The organism is Bacillus sp. 22475 (assembly GCF_052044835.1).
Lineage (GTDB): Bacteria > Bacillota > Bacilli > Bacillales > Bacillaceae_G > Bacillus_A > Bacillus_A cereus.
On the sequence record NZ_JBQENW010000007.1, the window covers coordinates 261161 to 276298 of the forward strand.

Genomic DNA, 15138 nt, shown 5'->3' on the forward strand with positions numbered 1-15138 from the left:
TCGTTTTTGATTTAAATTGCGGATTAGCCCTCGTGACTGCAGGATAATAATTTATTTTCAACACATACATAATTACATGTTTTTGGGAAAAACTTGTATAGAACGAATTTACATAAGGAGGAATTTATAATGAGAATTCTACTATCAGTTTTATTAGCTCTTATGCTAGTACCTGCATTAACAGGATGTAAAGCTCCTGCAAAAGAAGACACAACTTCTAATAAAAAGACGACTGAAGAAGCAAAAAATGAGGCTCCTGCAGATTTAAAACTAAACTTCAATGAATTCGATTTAAAGGCAGACTACCAAGATACAAAGAAAGACTACGAAGCAGACTATAAAAATGTAGCAGCTGATAAGAAAATGGAAGCAAAAATTGAAGATCATAAAGCAGATGTAAAATTAACAGGAGACGAGGCTATCAAAAAATTAAGCCCACTTCTACAAGAATTAAAATTTGATAAAGATACTCCTGACCAAGAAGTAATCGATCAAGTAGTGAACGTGTTCAAACTTGATAAAGACTATCAAAAATTCGATTTAGAAGTTGTCTTCTCTGATGGAACGAAAAAAGAATATAAAAGAGAAATAAAATAAAGAAGTAGGCGGTTGCCTACTTCTTTATTTTTTAATTTTTGCGTATCTTAATTCTGGACTAGAACCAATAATGAATTGGACACCGGATACTGATGATTTTTGTAAATATGAGGCACTTGGGAAAATAATTGGGATTAATGGTGAATCTGTAAACATAATATCTTCCGCTTTATGTAATAATTCAAAGCGCTTATCCTCGTTTTGTTCAACTTTTGCTTCTTTTATTAAAGCGTCAAATTCTTTATTATGCCATTTTGCATAGTTATTCGGACCATCACCTGCATATAAATCTAGTTTAGTAATTGGATCTAATAAAGAGCCGCCCCATCCCATATAAGCTAATTGGAAATCACTTTGCTTGTATGTGTCGATGTAACTCTTCCACTCTTTATTTTCTAATTTAATATCTACGCCAAGATTTTTCTTAAACATTTCTTGCATTGCTTCTGCTACTTTTTTATGTTGTGTATCTGTAGTGAATTTTAATGTTACTTCAGGTAATGTAGACCAACCTTGTTCTTTCATGCCTTCTTCTAATAACTTTTTCGCTTCTGCTGGATCAAATTTAACGTAATCACCTTTTTCTTTACGGAAATCACGGCCACTTTGTGTTTTTGCTCCTTCTGGAACGAATGCATATGCTTCTTGCGCATTATTTTTATACAGTTTTTCAACGATAAATTTACGATCAACCGCTAATGAAAATGCTTTACGTACCTTCGCATTTGTAAACGGCTCTTTTTCTACGTTAAACGAATAAATATAAGATGAGAATCCTGCAACACGCTTATATTCTTTATTTCCTTTTTCTTTTTCAATCATCTCTTGTGGTAAACCACTTAGTAAATCTAATTCTTTTGATTTAAATAATTGATACGCTGTTTTAGAGTCTGGAATAATACGAAACTCAATTTCTTTTAATGTTACCTTTTTATCATAGAATTCTTTATTTTTTTGTATTGTAATAGCCTGGTTATGCTTCCACTCTTTTAACGTGAATGGCCCATTCGTAATTAACTCTTTTGGATCTGTTTTTAATTTATTATTATCATCAATCGACTTTTTAGCTAATGGAATAAATAGTGAGCTTGCTAGTTTTTGTTTAATAGAAGCAACTGGGTGTTCAAGGGTTACCTTTAATGTTTGAGGATCAACAACTTGAATACCAACTTGCCCCTCTTCACCTTTTCCAGTATTATACGCCTCTGCCCCTTTAATAAAATACATTTCTGTCGCATTCATAGAACCCGTTTTTGGATTTAATAATCGCTTCCATGCAAATTCAAAATCATTTGCTGTAATAGGCGAACCATCTGACCATTTAATATCTTTCTTCAAATGAATTGTATATTCAGTTCCATCAGCATTTACTTCTTCTTTCTCCGCTAATTCATTTTGATATTTCCCATCACTATCTTGCGTATATAAACTTGAAAACAACTGCCCAATTATATAACCTGACGTGCTATCTGTTGCAATAGCAGAATCAAGTGTGTATGGATCACTACTAATATTCGTTACTAATCGATCGCCTTCTCCCTTACCAGCACTCGCCTTTTGCGTCTCTTTCTTACCGCAAGCGACCGAAGTAATCGTTAAAACAGTCATAATGATAAACAGTAAAAACTTCTTCATCCTACATTCTCCTTTAACCCGAAATTTTTGGTGTTGATGCTAACAATGTTTTTGTATAAGAATGTTGTGGATTACGGAACACTTCGTCCGTATTTCCAAATTCAACAAGTTCTCCTTTATATAAGACAGCCACTTTTTCACATAAATAGTGAACCATCGGCAAATCATGTGCGATAAATAAATATGTATAGCCTTGTTCCTTTTGAATTTTTTGCAGCAGATGTACAATTTGAATTTGCAATGAAACATCTAATGCTGAAATTGGTTCATCAAGAATCAATACTTCTGGCTCACACAATAACGCTCTTGCAATAGCGATACGTTGACGTTGTCCTCCGCTAAATTCATGCGGATAGCGATCAATATATCTTCTATCTAATCCAACACGCTCTAGCGCATCACCCGCTACTTTATCCTTCAACCCTTTATCACCTAAACCGAATGAAATATAACCTTCCGTTACGCTATCGCGTACTTTCCAGCGCGGATTTAATGCAGCTGTAGAATCTTGAAAAATGAACTGTACTTTCTGTAAAAAATCTCGCCTATGAGCTGACTTCAGCATGTGAACGACTTGACCGTTATAATCAATTTCACCAGACGTTGGACTCTCAATCCCTGCTATGAGCTTTCCAAGTGTTGTTTTTCCTGAACCACTTTCACCAATAATGCCAAGTGTTGTTCCTTTCGGGATAGAAAGTGATATATCTTTTAACGCTGTGATTTCTTTACTTCTACTTCCATACGTTTTTGTTACTTGTTTTACAGTAATTAAATCTGTCGTCATGAAGCATTCACCTTCTCTTTTGATTTCGCTTTATTATGCTCCAGAACATGCTGCCAGCAATGTGAACTATGCTCCTTAGAATACGTTGTTCTCTCTGGGAAACGATGAATACATTCTTTTATCGCTACTGGACAACGATTTACAAAAGGACAACCAAAGCTATTTAATGTTTCAATGGAAGGTGTCGTTCCTTCTATAGCACGTAATACCTTTTCGGAATCATCCATATTCGGAATTGCTTGTAATAAGCTTTTCGTATATGGATGTTTAGGAGAACCTATTACCTCCTGTATCGTTCCTTTTTCAACGACACGTCCCCCGTACATAACAACTACTCGATCAGCTACCTCACGTACAAGTGCCAAATCATGTGTAATTAATAAAATACTCGTATTTTGTTTTTCTTTTCTTTCTTTTAATAGCCCCATAATTTGTTTCTGAATCGTTACATCTAACGCTGTTGTCGGCTCGTCTGCAATTACAAGCTTTGGATGACAAGCAAACGCAATTGCTAAACAAATACGCTGCCTCATCCCCCCGCTTAATTGATGTGGGTACTGTTCAAAGCGTTTCTCTGCTTCATGTATCCCTAAATCTGTTAACAAGTTAATCGCAATTTCCTTTGCTTCTCTTTTCGACTTTTTCCCATGTTGCAAAACTACTTCTGTAATTTGTTTGCCTACCTTCATCGTTGGGTTTAAAGATGAAAGCGGATCTTGAAATATAAAGGAAATATCTTTTCCGCGAATTTGATTCCATTCTGACTCTTGTAAATTCGTTAATTCCTTTGCTTGGAAAGCTATATTCCCATCATCGATATGAATTGATTCTTGATTCAAGCCGATAATGGATTGTGCTGTGACACTTTTTCCTGAACCACTTTCTCCTACAAGTGCAACTATTTCACCTTCGTTAATAGAAAAGGAAACATGTTTCACAATTGCTTGCTTACTATTCTCTTTTTCAACGGCTAACGTTACGTTTTCTAAAGATAAGAGCTGTCCCATGTTTTTTCTCCTTTCGATTCCGTTTTACGATTTTGGGATCAATTGCATCTTGCAAACCATCACCAATTGCATTAAATGCGAACATAATGAGTGCAATCATGATTGCTGGGAAAAATAGCTGCCACCATTCTCCGCTCAATAATGTCCCGAGTGCATCATTCGTCATCGTCCCCCAACTTGCCGCTGGTGATTGTACCCCAAGTCCTATAAAGCTTAAAAATGATTCTGAAAAAATAGCTGCTGGAATTGTAAATGATAAATTGACGATAATAATCCCTGTTAAATTCGGAATTAAATGCCCATATATAATTTTCAGATGTGATGTACCTAATCGCTCCGCTGCAATAACAAACTCTCTTTGTTTTAAAGATAAAACTTGCGCCCTAACGAGACGTGCCATACCAATCCATCCTGTTAATGCAAGGGCGATGATAATGGTAAAAAGACCTGGTTTCATAACAATTAATAGTAAAATAACAATTAATAAATATGGGATACCGTATAACACTTCGATTCCTCGTATAATCCACTCATCAATTAATGTCCCAAGGCGATTGCGCCCTCTCACATATCCACTAAATCCACCAATCAGTACACCAAGCCCTATATCGAGGGCAGCTGCTACTAATCCAACTGTTAGTGAAATCTTCCCACCAGCCCAAGTACGTGCCCAAATATCTCTCCCTAGATCATCTGTTCCAAACCAATGTTCACTACTCGGCGGTAAATTTGTTGCCTCTTTTACTTGTTCACTCGCAGTGAATGAAGTTAAACTTTCGCCAATAAGCGAGAAAACAATAATTAGCAATAACGTCACTGTTCCTAAAACTGCGATTGGATTCGATATAAACTTACGAAACACTTCTTTCTTTCTGCTAATTGTTTGCTGATTTTTATTTATCGTTAATTCTTTTTTCTCTTCTTTCGTTAATAACTGTTCATTAATCTCATAAGCTCCCATTTAAATATCCCCCCCTCCTTATGTAATAGAACGAATACGCGGATCAACAATGCGATGAATAATATCTGTAATGAAAATACAAGCAATTAATAATGCACTATAGAAAATTGTTGTTCCCATAATCACCGGATAGTCTCGGTTAAAAATACTATCTACAAAATATTTTCCTAGGCCAGGAATTGAAAAGATTTTTTCAATAACGAAAGTCCCTGTTAAGAGTCCAGCCATTAACGGTCCAACAAATGTAAGTACTGGAACAATCGCATTTCGAAGAGCGTGTCTTATAATAATCTTCTTAATTGGTATACCTTTTGCTCTTGCTAGCTTAATATAATCACTCTGCAGTACTTCGATCAGATTAGAACGAACAAACCTTGTAATAACTGCGATTGGCCCTAACGCTAATGCAAAGGATGGCAATACCGTATGTTCGAATGTTCCCCAAGAGGCTACTGGTAAAAACTCAAATTGGATAGCGAATACTTGTATAAATAGTGGTGCTAAAATAAAACTTGGAATAGAAATACCTAAAATTGCGAGCAAACTCACACTATAGTCAATTACTCTCCCATGATATAGAGCAGCAAATGTCCCTGCCGCAATTCCTACTAACAATGAAATAACAAGTGCTTGTAGACCAATAATTGCTGATGGACCAAAGCCAGTTGTTATAATTTCTGATACACCTTGCCCGGTTGATTGAACAGATTCACCAAAATCAAAATGAACTACACCGTCTAAATAAGCAACATATTGATTCCATAACGGTTCATCAAGGTGATACTTCGCTCTCATGTTTTGGATCACTTCTTCAGGAAAGATTTTTGCATCTGATGAAAATGGATCTCCCGGAATAATATGCATAATTAGAAATGTCACTGTCGTAATAACCCATAGTGTGAACACCATAACCGATAATTTTTTAATTACATACACTTCAATAACCCCCTAAACACATGAATTTACTTTGTTTTATGAATGTACTTTTTCCATTACTCCCTTTTCTCTTTTTAGAATACAAAAAGCCTTGATCTTAAAAAATAAGATCAAGGCTTAACAAACAAAGGCCCATCACTTATCTTTCAAGACTTGCTTGCTGGAATTAGCACGGTGTTCCTATTACAGAACCCGCTGCTGAGGTGTCATAGGGCCAGTCCCTCTACCTCTCTGGATAAGTAAATTGCTATATTATTATTTGGTTCAAATTGTATATTTCGAATTATAATTCTGAAAAATTGAAAAGTCAATCAAATTGGATAAATTTAGAAAAATCAGTTTTTAATTCATTTATCGAAATTACAGTTTTCGGCTTATAATAAAAAGAAATGATGTTAAAGGAGTTATAAGATGGACCCCTTACTTCTTGCTACTATAGGATTACCCTTAACAATCGTTATACTTGTCATCATCGGCTCCTATAAACTCTTTATTAAAAAGAAACGTATTACTTCTTTTTATACTCCTTTCGATAATATTACCGGGCAAACTATTTCCGAATTTCACGAAGAACAGAAAATATTAGTATCTGAGGATGAAGACGGAGATGGCAAGAAGAAAAAATAACCTTGCACAGGCAAGGTTATTTTTTCGTTTCTGCTTGAAAACGTTTATAGTATGTCGATGCTGTTGCAAAGTTAATTTCTATATCACGAATCAACGATGAATCTTCTTCTTTAGCTAACTTCTGTAATTTTTTCATCGCTTGTTCTGATTCATTCAAGAAACCAACATATACCTCATGTTCTTGCTCTTTCGACTTCGGAACACGAATTTCTTTACGTATATGATCAATATCTTCTAACATGCTCGTTGTTACCTTTTGCACGTCTTCTTTATATGTAGCATTCGTTATTTCCTTACCGCCCTTTTCTTTTGCCACTTCAAATAACTGCAGTGCTTTATTAATTTCTTTATTCATTTTTATATCGTATTTTTCATGTACTGCAAGGTATTCTTTCACCTCTTCTGTTTGTTCAGTAGATTGCTCTACCTTTTCTTTCGGTTCTTTCGTATCTTTATTTCCATTACATCCTGCTAGAAGGATCATACTTCCCATTACAGCAATACCCAAAACCTTCTTCATCTCTTCTTCTCCTTTTATCTACAGCTATTACTCATTATAGTTTCTTTTATCTCCACTTGTTATTATACCGAGAACACCCTACTTTTTACACTTAAGACGACATCGTAATATATATACCAACATGTTTGTCACAGTATCGTCACTTTATACAAATAACTTTTGCAATGCTTTACTACATCACCTTACAAAACTGTAAGCACACATAAAGAACAAACCATGCTAGACTTACATATGCATAACGCAAACATATGTAAGGTTTTAAGGAGAATCATCTATGTACAACACAATGCCTTTTATGGGAGAAGATATTTGTGTCCTTATTCGCGAAAAATCACTTCATATCGAAAATACAGAGAGCCTTCGCCGCGTATTAAAGAAGAAGCATGCTCCATTTAAGTTAGCTCAATATTTAAAACAACAACATACAAATCAATTTCATACCGTGCTAAATATATCGGATAAATCATTAACAATCGAAATCATCGGTCATGTCTACATTGGAAACTTTGCAGATACCTTAAAGGAAATTCCACGTATACCGAAGATTGCTCCTATTATCGTTAAAAAAGCGTATAAAATTACTGACCATACCGATATTATCGACTGTGGGGAAAAAGAAGTCGATAGTAATCGCTGGGTGTGGGATAAACTTGCTGTTTTATATGATACGATCATGAATAATATGTATGAGGTATTTCAAAGAAATGAAAAAAAGAACTGATTCAAACATTCCCTTTGAATCAGTTCTTTTTTGTTAAGCCTCTAAATTTTGTCTTTGTTGCAGTTCAAACTGCTTCTCACTTCTTCTGGCCATAAATAGATAACATAATACTGCTCCTACTTCACAAAGCGCAATAACAACACCCATCGGTAACGCTGTATTACTCCCACCAATACCTACTAGCGGAGCGACAAGCGCTCCTGAAATGAACTGTAATAAGCCTAATAAAGCTGAAGCTGTTCCTGCAGCTTGCTTCTGATTTCTCATCGCTAATGAGAACCCAGTTGTTGATACAACCCCGACACTTGATACAACAAGGAATAACGAACATAAAACACCGATTAAACCTATTCCTAGTACGATTGTCAATAGTAAAGATAGGCCACCAACAGCTGCGATAATAATACCAGCAACAAATAATGTCTTCTCATTCACTTTCCCCGCTAAACGACCCGTTACCTGACTAGCAATAATAATACCGATGCCGTTAATCGCAAAGAATAAACTAAATTGCTGTGGTGATGCTCCGTATATGTTCTGCAACACAAATGGTGAGCCCGAAATGTATGCAAACATTGCCGCTGTTACTAATCCTTGTGACAATGCATATCCCATAAACAGACGGTCCTTTAACAATTTTCCGTACGTCGCCAAAGTCCCTGACAAACCACCCGTTTCTCTTTCTTCAGGAGGTAATGTTTCACGCAATACAAAAGTAGCTGAGATTAACATGAATACGCTAATTGCTCCAAGAACGATGAAAACACCGCGCCACGTTGTAAACTGTAATAATTGTCCCCCAATAATCGGTGCCAAAATAGGTGCTGCTCCGTTTACTAACATAAGCAGTGAGAAAAACTTCGTCATTTCAGAACCTGAGTACATATCACGTACCATTGCACGTGATATAACAATCCCGGCTGATCCTGAAGCTCCTTGTAGGAAGCGCAATAATACTAATGTCCAAATAGATGGCGCAACAGCACAAAGTAAAGAAGAAGCAACATAAATAATAAGAGCAATAATAAGTGGTTTGCGTCTTCCATAAATATCGCTAATTGAGCCAACAAATAATTGTCCTACTGACAGCCCAAGCAAACAAGCTGTTAATGTAAGCTGCGCTAGGGATGCACCTGTTTGCAAATCATCCGTTAACTTCGGTAATGAAGGCAAATACATATCAATAGATAATGGCCCAATCGCCGTAAGTGTTCCTAATACAAGAATCATCCATAACCTGTTTGCCTTTACAGGTTTGTATATTTCGTGATTAACTTCATTCACTTTTTCAATTCACCCTTTCCTATACACACTGAATCGTAACAATTATAGTTACATCATAAACATACGTCAAGTACAGCGCATTTTCCTCTTTCATAATGTAAAAAAAAGCGATAGAAATTCTATCGCTTTACTTTTTCACATTGCTATTCACAAATTTAGATACCGAGGCCATCGTCTCTCCTGTATCTAAATATGTAATTTGAATTGGGTCTCCTACTTCTGTAAACATAGCATACGGGAATTTCTTCACTGGTATCATAAATACCTTTTGTTCATTCTCTAAAAGTACGTACACGATTGTATTTTCACCTGATTTCTCTTTATATACACGTTGTACAATACCTTCTTTTTGCGCTTCTTTTCCTGTTGAGGTTGGTCTAAAGGTATCACCATTACCGCTCATTACGTTTTTATAATTCTCAAGCGCTTCTTTCTGCGTCGAACCTGTCGCAAATATTTTTGCATTAGCAGCATATACAACTGTATGTGCACGTACTAGGCCTCCGTCATCAACAACCGGAATAATCCAAGCTGGTTTTCCGTATACGTTATAAATGACAGGCATTGTCCCATGCCATTTCTCTCTCTTAAAGGAATTATCCACTACTTCTGTAGCTGCTGAACCATCCATAATCCCCTTCACTTCTTTTCCATTATAGTAATATAGCTTGCCTGTGCGTGCATCTACTAATGAATAGCCTAGGGCTGAATCTACTCCTTCTTTTGGAGAAGTAAAGTCTGTAAAATAATACAGTGTTCCATCTTTACCAAAGATCGGGGTCACGCCTTCTTTCGTTCCCCACTCAGTCGGAATTTTCATATCTGTTTGTGAGAATTTCGTATTCCAAAATCCGTGAATATATTTACCAAAGTACGTATTTAACGTAGATGCAGTCTCATGATTTAATACACCATCAACAAATTTAGGTGCCTTTCCTTTATCATATCTTTTCACTTCTCCTGTTTGTGCATCTACTACGACAACACCTTCTACCTCAAATCCAGATCTTCCTGAAATAAATTCACCATACGTCATTGTATAATATGGTTTTCCTTTATCATCAACCTCAAATTTAGGTTTTCCTTTAAAGATTAAATTTGGTTCTGCTTGCCTTACCACACGCTCTAAATTATTACCAAAAAACATGCTTGGCACATATTTCATTTTATAACCGAGGTGCAGTTTCGCTTCCGCATCAGGATTCGTACCTGACATCGTTACATACCCTGGAATTGTCTCAGCTTTACGCGCTTTAAAAAATCCTGAAACTTCAATCGGCGCTACATATAAAGCTTCGCCGTTTACCATTTGTGGCGTTAATTCTCCTAGCTCAAAATAAGCTACTTTCGGAATATCACCAAATACTTTTTTCATCTTATTCTCCGCTGTCTTTGGCGGCACTGTAAACGGCTGGTCATTTTCAGTAAATGGCTCTGAAATATCTTTCTCTATCTTAACAACAGAATCATATTTCTTTTGCGAGATTACTATATCGTGCAAATAACCAAAGTAGCCGTAACTTGCGAGTAAAATAAACATTAGAAGTCCTTTTAATGTACCTTCTAATTTCCCTATTTGATCTTGTGAAAATAAAACAAGCCCAATTAAAATTGCTACTGCAACAGAATAATGAGTAAGAATCGAGTCTACTCGATCATCAATTAGCCAAAAGTATTCATAGATTGCAATACCTATCCAAAATAAAACAGGAATAACTAAAATAGATGATTTCTTACCCTTTACAACCTTCTTATCTCCCTTCTTATCCACTGCTCGAAGCTTACTACTACTTCTTGTCCATGGAATCAAAAACAAAGTAAGAATAGCTAAAACTACAAATTTCATCAAAGGTACTGTCCCCTTTTCTTTTGTATTCCCTTTTAGTATAACAAATAAAGGGTATTAAGGTGAAAATAGGAATAGTTATATTTTTTTACTACTTAATACAATCCCGCTCACTACATATAGAATAGATGCAATATAAAAAATTGTACCAATCGTAAAGAAATCTACTAAATATCCCGTGGCAATAACCGCTACTGCTCCGCCAATGGATGTCCACACATGGTATTTTCCAATCTCATAACCAGCCTTTTCCTGCGCAACCTTTCGTGCTAATGAAGTCTTCTCAGTATTACGCTGCACAGCACCTAAAACTCCCATTACAATTTGAAGAATATACACATGCCATACTTCTGTGGCAATCGGAAAGCAAAGCATTAAGATTGCCATGGACCAAGCGTATATGATTAATAATTTTTTATCACCTACTTGATCAGATACCTTTCCCACTAGTGGATATACAAGTGCTGATGTTAAAGCAAATAAGCCATACGCCCAGCCAAATTGCGAGAAGCTATTTCCAACGTTTCGAAGTAATAATATATAAAAAGGAAATACCATACTTCCTGCCATCATGATAATACTTTGCGAAGCCACAAATCTTCTATATGTCATTTCGTATACTCCCTATAAAATAAATTAACAAATCTCTCTTCTGAATCTACTTCCTTCTTTTTCTTGAGAAATTCTTCAATACGAGGATATGCCCTTTTTAACTGCTCTTTCGTTGGATAAGAATAGTACGGCAAATAGTAACTACCGTTATGCTTTAAAGTAACATCAATCATCTTCCGAATGACATCCTCTGTTTTCTTTATCTCACTCTCTGAGCGTCCCTGGTTAATCAAAAGAACCAGCGCAAACATATCATCTTTCGCATAGGACAAAACTGCATTTTCATTCTTTTCCACGTAACGAATCGTAATGTTGAGTAAATTAAACTCTTCTTCATTTAATGCGTTACGTAAATCATCTATATACTCCGTGAAAGCATCTATAGGCACAAAATATTCTTGTAACACTTCGGTCCTATTTGGATTTTCATATTCCATAAAAGCACTATCTGATCTCATAACATTATTACGCGTCTCATACTTTCCATCTGTACGTTCAAAATAACCTCTTTGTATATCCCAAAATGTATTCTTTCCCCAATCACTATAACGTGATAACCCAAGTAAAAATTTAGGTGCAGCTATAATATTTTCTTCCTTTAATTCACTGTACTCTTCTCTCATATTTTGATTTTGTGCCAAAGTATAATCCGTCACATACATCTCTTTTAAAAATGAATTTGGAGCAACAGAAATACGCGCTAAGTGCATACGAACATTCTCATCTCTTTTCACTTTCTCTTTGAAATAAGATGCGTATTCTTTATAATCTATCATTCTCGTGTGCATTTCATATAATTCATCATCTGTTAACTTCAGCGTCACATCTAAAATAACTCCAAATAAACCGTAACCCCCAATGACATATGGAAATAACTCTGCATTTTCTTCTCTACTTACATTACGTACCGTTCCATCTGCCATTAACAATCTAAATGAATCTACTGTATCAATTAGTGCCTCATGACGAATATCACGCCCATGTACATTTACACTTAATGAACCACCAACAGTAAAAATATTTTGAGACTGCATGACCTGTACCGCAAGGCCATATGGATTTATTTTCTTCTGAATATCATTCCACGTGACACCACTTTGAACTGTAATACGCTTCTTCTCTGGATCGAATTCTAATATTTTATTATATCCTTTCATATCGAGCATCGTGCCATTCGGATAATATGTCTGTCCTCCTTGGCTATGTTGCATGCCTGCAATGGAAATTTTCTCTCCTGAAACTTTTGCATCTCGCACTAATTTTATTAACGAGTGCTCTTCCGTAGCACTTTCAACACGTTTTATTTTTGTCGGAAGCAATTTACCTACATCACTCATAATAGGATGATCAATTTGTTTTTTATACGTATGTACAGACGTTGCAAGCAAAACCGTATATGCGACAATGACCACTGCTATCTTTCTTTTTTTCAAAGGACACTCTCCTTATTAGCAACAAAAAGAGATACCCGTTCTTTCAGGTACCTCTCTTGACAGTGATTACTTTGCTGCTGGCAATTGTATTGGATCAAATTTATCATACGATGTAAACTTCGCATCCGTAATAATGTGCGCTTTATCCTTACCATTGCTACTCATAACCATATCTATCTTTGCTGATTCATATTTAAAATTTTTTGTAATAATATATTCCCCATCTATTTCTTCTATCTTTGCATTTTGGCCTTGTAGCATTTGTTTCTGCTTTTCATCCATACTAGCTAGCATACTCTCTGTCTCTTGCCCTTTTAATGCAAACTTCAGCTTATAATTATCTCCACTTTTCTCCATCTTCACTTTATTTAAAATTTCCGATGGAATCTCTAAATTATCTACCATTCCTTGAGTCGCGTTCATTCCGTTAGCATTTAATTGTTCCTCTGGTACAGACATCACTTCACCCGTATTAGGATTTTTCACCTGACCAGCAATTTTGCCACCTACATCATAAACAACAACCTCTGTACCAGAAACATTCATTTCAGAACGAGAATTTTTTTGCTTCGGCTCTAATTGCATTTTGGCCTTTATTACATTCATCTCTGTTCCTTCAGCCTTTATTCCCACATCATATGTCATCGTTACATTTTCTTCGTTTTTAAAAGCTTCATTCGCTTTATTGAAAACATCCTTCGCTGTTAATTCCTTTTCTTTCTGCACAGCTTCTTTTTTCGGCTCATCAGTCTTTTTTGTTTTCTCATTACTACACCCTACTCCTAGACCGACTGCAAGTACTAAACTTGAAATTAAAATAAATTTTTTCATAACGTCCCCTCCTTCCCAAAAATAATATCATCTCTTTTCCTATGAAATCTATATAATTCGTAATATTTATCTTTAAATTTATTTCCTATATAGCAACATGTTTGAGAAAAAGTTTAAATATGATGTAAATAATAACAACTCATTTCAGGAGGTCATTATGAAAGCGATTATTTGCACAAAGTATGGACCACCTAATGTTCTCCAGCTTCAAAATGTAGAAAAGCCTAAACCTAAAAAAAATGAAGTATTAGTTAAAATTCACGCAACAAGTGTATCGACTGGAGATTGTAGAATACGTGGCTTTAATAGCCCCCTCTTATTTTGGATTCCTATGCGGATCATATTAGGTTTCAGAAAACCGAGAAAACCTATACTTGGCGTAGAGTTGTCCGGTGAAATCGAAGACATTGGATCAGATGTAACACAATTTAAAAAAGGTGATCCAGTTTTTGCATTAACAGAACTAAATCTTGGTGGTTATGCCGAATACACATGCGTGCATGAAAGTGGATTAATAGCATTAAAACCTACCAATGTGACCTATGAAGAAGCTGCCGTTATTCCTTTTGGCGGAACTTCAGCATTGCACTTCCTTAGAAAAGGACAGATAAAAAAAGGGCAACAAGTACTTATATACGGCGCCTCTGGGTCAGTAGGGACAGCTGCCGTACAACTTGCTAAATACTTCGGGGCGACTGTCACAGCCATTTGTAGCAGTTCGAATTTCGATTTAGTAACAGCTTTAGGTGCAGACAACGTAATTGATTATATGAAAGAAGATTTTACTAAGCGGGGCGATCACTACGATATTATATTTGACGCAGTTGGAAAATATAATAAGTCTCTTTGTACAGATGCATTAATGCCTAATGGAAAATATGTATCTGTGAACGGAATGATGGCAAAGGTCAGTAAAGAAGATATGAACCTACTAAAACAACTAGCTGAAACAGAAAAGCTAAAACCTGTTATTGATAGAACTTACCGATTAGAAGAAGTTGTAGAAGCCCATACGTATGTAGAAATGGGCCATAAGAAAGGAAATATTTCGATTACCTTAAAATAAAATATATTCTGAAAATATTATTGACAATTCTTTTTGTACGATTTACTATTAGTACCATATTCAAAACTACATACACATACTCTTATCAAGAGTGGCGGAGGGACTGGCCCGATGATGCCCGGCAACCGAGCTTATGACGTATAAGCTAAGGTGCTAATTCCTGCAAAACGAGTTTTCGTTTTGGAAGATAAGAGAGGAATCTATTTCGTCTATTCGGCACCTCTCTTATTTTTGGGAGGTGCTTTTTATTTTGGAACGTATATGAAGGGGGATTT

The 15138-nt window shown here is 35.8% G+C and carries 15 protein-coding genes and 2 riboswitches; of the genes, 4 read left to right on the forward strand and 11 right to left on the reverse strand.

What is annotated here, in order from left to right:
• Positions 1–129 precede the first annotated feature (129 nt).
• Positions 130–597, forward strand: a complete 468-nt coding sequence (locus tag ACTJJY_RS14475; RefSeq protein ID WP_440605791.1) for a YusW family protein — start codon at positions 130–132, stop codon at positions 595–597.
• A gap of 24 nt (positions 598–621) precedes the next feature.
• Here ACTJJY_RS14475 and ACTJJY_RS14480 read toward each other — a convergent pair whose 3' ends face one another.
• From ACTJJY_RS14480 to ACTJJY_RS14500, 5 genes are read right to left on the reverse strand one after another with little or no spacing between them, the layout of a single operon-like run.
• On the reverse strand, positions 622–2232 hold the full coding sequence (locus tag ACTJJY_RS14480; RefSeq protein WP_440605792.1) for a peptide ABC transporter substrate-binding protein: 1611 nt from the start codon (positions 2230–2232) through the stop codon (positions 622–624).
• A gap of 13 nt (positions 2233–2245) precedes the next feature.
• The gene (locus ACTJJY_RS14485) at positions 2246–3019 is read right to left on the reverse strand and encodes an ABC transporter ATP-binding protein (protein WP_440605793.1); all 774 of its coding nucleotides are present in this window, start codon (positions 3017–3019) and stop codon (positions 2246–2248) included.
• The gene (locus ACTJJY_RS14490; protein ID WP_440605794.1) at positions 3016–4026 is read right to left on the reverse strand and encodes an ABC transporter ATP-binding protein; all 1011 of its coding nucleotides are present in this window, start codon (positions 4024–4026) and stop codon (positions 3016–3018) included. The genes ACTJJY_RS14485 and ACTJJY_RS14490 overlap by 4 nt, the downstream gene beginning before the upstream one ends.
• A complete protein-coding gene (locus ACTJJY_RS14495) occupies positions 3983–4987 on the reverse strand; it encodes an ABC transporter permease (protein ID WP_440605795.1) in 1005 nt (334 codons plus the stop codon). The genes ACTJJY_RS14490 and ACTJJY_RS14495 overlap by 44 nt, the downstream gene beginning before the upstream one ends.
• A gap of 18 nt (positions 4988–5005) precedes the next feature.
• Complete coding sequence (locus tag ACTJJY_RS14500) at positions 5006–5923, reverse strand: ABC transporter permease (protein ID WP_440605796.1); 918 nt, start codon at positions 5921–5923, stop codon at positions 5006–5008.
• Positions 5924–6059: 136 nt separating this feature from the next.
• Positions 6060–6165: riboswitch (SAM riboswitch) on the reverse strand.
• A 169-nt stretch (positions 6166–6334) separates the two neighbouring features.
• Between ACTJJY_RS14500 and ACTJJY_RS14505 the strand changes: the two genes are divergently transcribed.
• Positions 6335–6550 carry a DUF3951 domain-containing protein gene (locus tag ACTJJY_RS14505; RefSeq protein ID WP_000371395.1) on the forward strand — a complete coding sequence of 72 codons (216 nt, stop codon included), beginning with the start codon at positions 6335–6337 and terminating at the stop codon, positions 6548–6550.
• Between the two features lie 16 nt (positions 6551–6566).
• Here the strand turns inward: ACTJJY_RS14505 and ACTJJY_RS14510 are convergent, their stop codons facing one another.
• Positions 6567–7070: a hypothetical protein gene (locus ACTJJY_RS14510; RefSeq protein WP_440605797.1), complete on the reverse strand. Its 504-nt coding sequence runs from the start codon at positions 7068–7070 to the stop codon at positions 6567–6569.
• 274 nt (positions 7071–7344) lie between these two features.
• Between ACTJJY_RS14510 and ACTJJY_RS14515 the strand changes: the two genes are divergently transcribed.
• Positions 7345–7791 carry a hypothetical protein gene (locus ACTJJY_RS14515; protein ID WP_440605798.1) on the forward strand — a complete coding sequence of 149 codons (447 nt, stop codon included), beginning with the start codon at positions 7345–7347 and terminating at the stop codon, positions 7789–7791.
• A 33-nt stretch (positions 7792–7824) separates the two neighbouring features.
• Here the strand turns inward: ACTJJY_RS14515 and ACTJJY_RS14520 are convergent, their stop codons facing one another.
• The 5 genes from ACTJJY_RS14520 to ACTJJY_RS14540 all read right to left on the reverse strand — a co-directional run bounded on the left by ACTJJY_RS14520 (position 7825) and on the right by ACTJJY_RS14540 (position 13797).
• Positions 7825–9084, reverse strand: a complete 1260-nt coding sequence (locus ACTJJY_RS14520) for a multidrug effflux MFS transporter (RefSeq protein ID WP_223266695.1) — start codon at positions 9082–9084, stop codon at positions 7825–7827.
• Between the two features lie 118 nt (positions 9085–9202).
• Entirely contained in the window at positions 9203–10921 is a 1719-nt protein-coding gene (locus tag ACTJJY_RS14525) for a DUF3981 domain-containing protein (protein ID WP_440605812.1), read from the reverse strand.
• 78 nt (positions 10922–10999) lie between these two features.
• On the reverse strand, positions 11000–11533 hold the full coding sequence (locus ACTJJY_RS14530; RefSeq protein ID WP_000222367.1) for an MFS transporter: 534 nt from the start codon (positions 11531–11533) through the stop codon (positions 11000–11002).
• Positions 11530–12966 carry an FAD-binding oxidoreductase gene (locus ACTJJY_RS14535; protein ID WP_141550445.1) on the reverse strand — a complete coding sequence of 479 codons (1437 nt, stop codon included), beginning with the start codon at positions 12964–12966 and terminating at the stop codon, positions 11530–11532. The genes ACTJJY_RS14530 and ACTJJY_RS14535 overlap by 4 nt, the downstream gene beginning before the upstream one ends.
• A gap of 66 nt (positions 12967–13032) precedes the next feature.
• Positions 13033–13797, reverse strand: coding sequence for a hypothetical protein (locus ACTJJY_RS14540; protein WP_440605799.1), 765 nt, complete (start codon positions 13795–13797; stop codon positions 13033–13035).
• A gap of 157 nt (positions 13798–13954) precedes the next feature.
• On the opposite strand from ACTJJY_RS14540, the gene ACTJJY_RS14545 reads away from it, so the two are divergent.
• Positions 13955–14863, forward strand: a complete 909-nt coding sequence (locus ACTJJY_RS14545) for an NAD(P)-dependent alcohol dehydrogenase (protein WP_000643858.1) — start codon at positions 13955–13957, stop codon at positions 14861–14863.
• A 79-nt stretch (positions 14864–14942) separates the two neighbouring features.
• Positions 14943–15057: riboswitch (SAM riboswitch) on the forward strand.
• Positions 15058–15138: the final 81 nt, after the last annotated feature.

Bases quoted from the DNA above. Each gene is read 5' to 3' on its own strand.
- ACTJJY_RS14475 (WP_440605791.1), top strand. From the start codon at position 130: ATGAGAATTCTACTATCAGTTTTATTAGCTCTTATGCTAGTACCTGCA.
- ACTJJY_RS14480 (WP_440605792.1), bottom strand. From the start codon at position 2,232: ATGAAGAAGTTTTTACTGTTTATCATTATGACTGTTTTAACGATTACT.
- ACTJJY_RS14485 (WP_440605793.1), bottom strand. From the start codon at position 3,019: ATGACGACAGATTTAATTACTGTAAAACAAGTAACAAAAACGTATGGA.
- ACTJJY_RS14490 (WP_440605794.1), bottom strand. From the start codon at position 4,026: ATGGGACAGCTCTTATCTTTAGAAAACGTAACGTTAGCCGTTGAAAAA.
- ACTJJY_RS14495 (WP_440605795.1), bottom strand. From the start codon at position 4,987: ATGGGAGCTTATGAGATTAATGAACAGTTATTAACGAAAGAAGAGAAA.
- ACTJJY_RS14505 (WP_000371395.1), top strand. From the start codon at position 6,335: ATGGACCCCTTACTTCTTGCTACTATAGGATTACCCTTAACAATCGTT.
- ACTJJY_RS14510 (WP_440605797.1), bottom strand. From the start codon at position 7,070: ATGAAGAAGGTTTTGGGTATTGCTGTAATGGGAAGTATGATCCTTCTA.
- ACTJJY_RS14515 (WP_440605798.1), top strand. From the start codon at position 7,345: ATGTACAACACAATGCCTTTTATGGGAGAAGATATTTGTGTCCTTATT.
- ACTJJY_RS14525 (WP_440605812.1), bottom strand. From the start codon at position 10,921: ATGAAATTTGTAGTTTTAGCTATTCTTACTTTGTTTTTGATTCCATGG.
- ACTJJY_RS14530 (WP_000222367.1), bottom strand. From the start codon at position 11,533: ATGACATATAGAAGATTTGTGGCTTCGCAAAGTATTATCATGATGGCA.
- ACTJJY_RS14540 (WP_440605799.1), bottom strand. From the start codon at position 13,797: ATGAAAAAATTTATTTTAATTTCAAGTTTAGTACTTGCAGTCGGTCTA.
- ACTJJY_RS14545 (WP_000643858.1), top strand. From the start codon at position 13,955: ATGAAAGCGATTATTTGCACAAAGTATGGACCACCTAATGTTCTCCAG.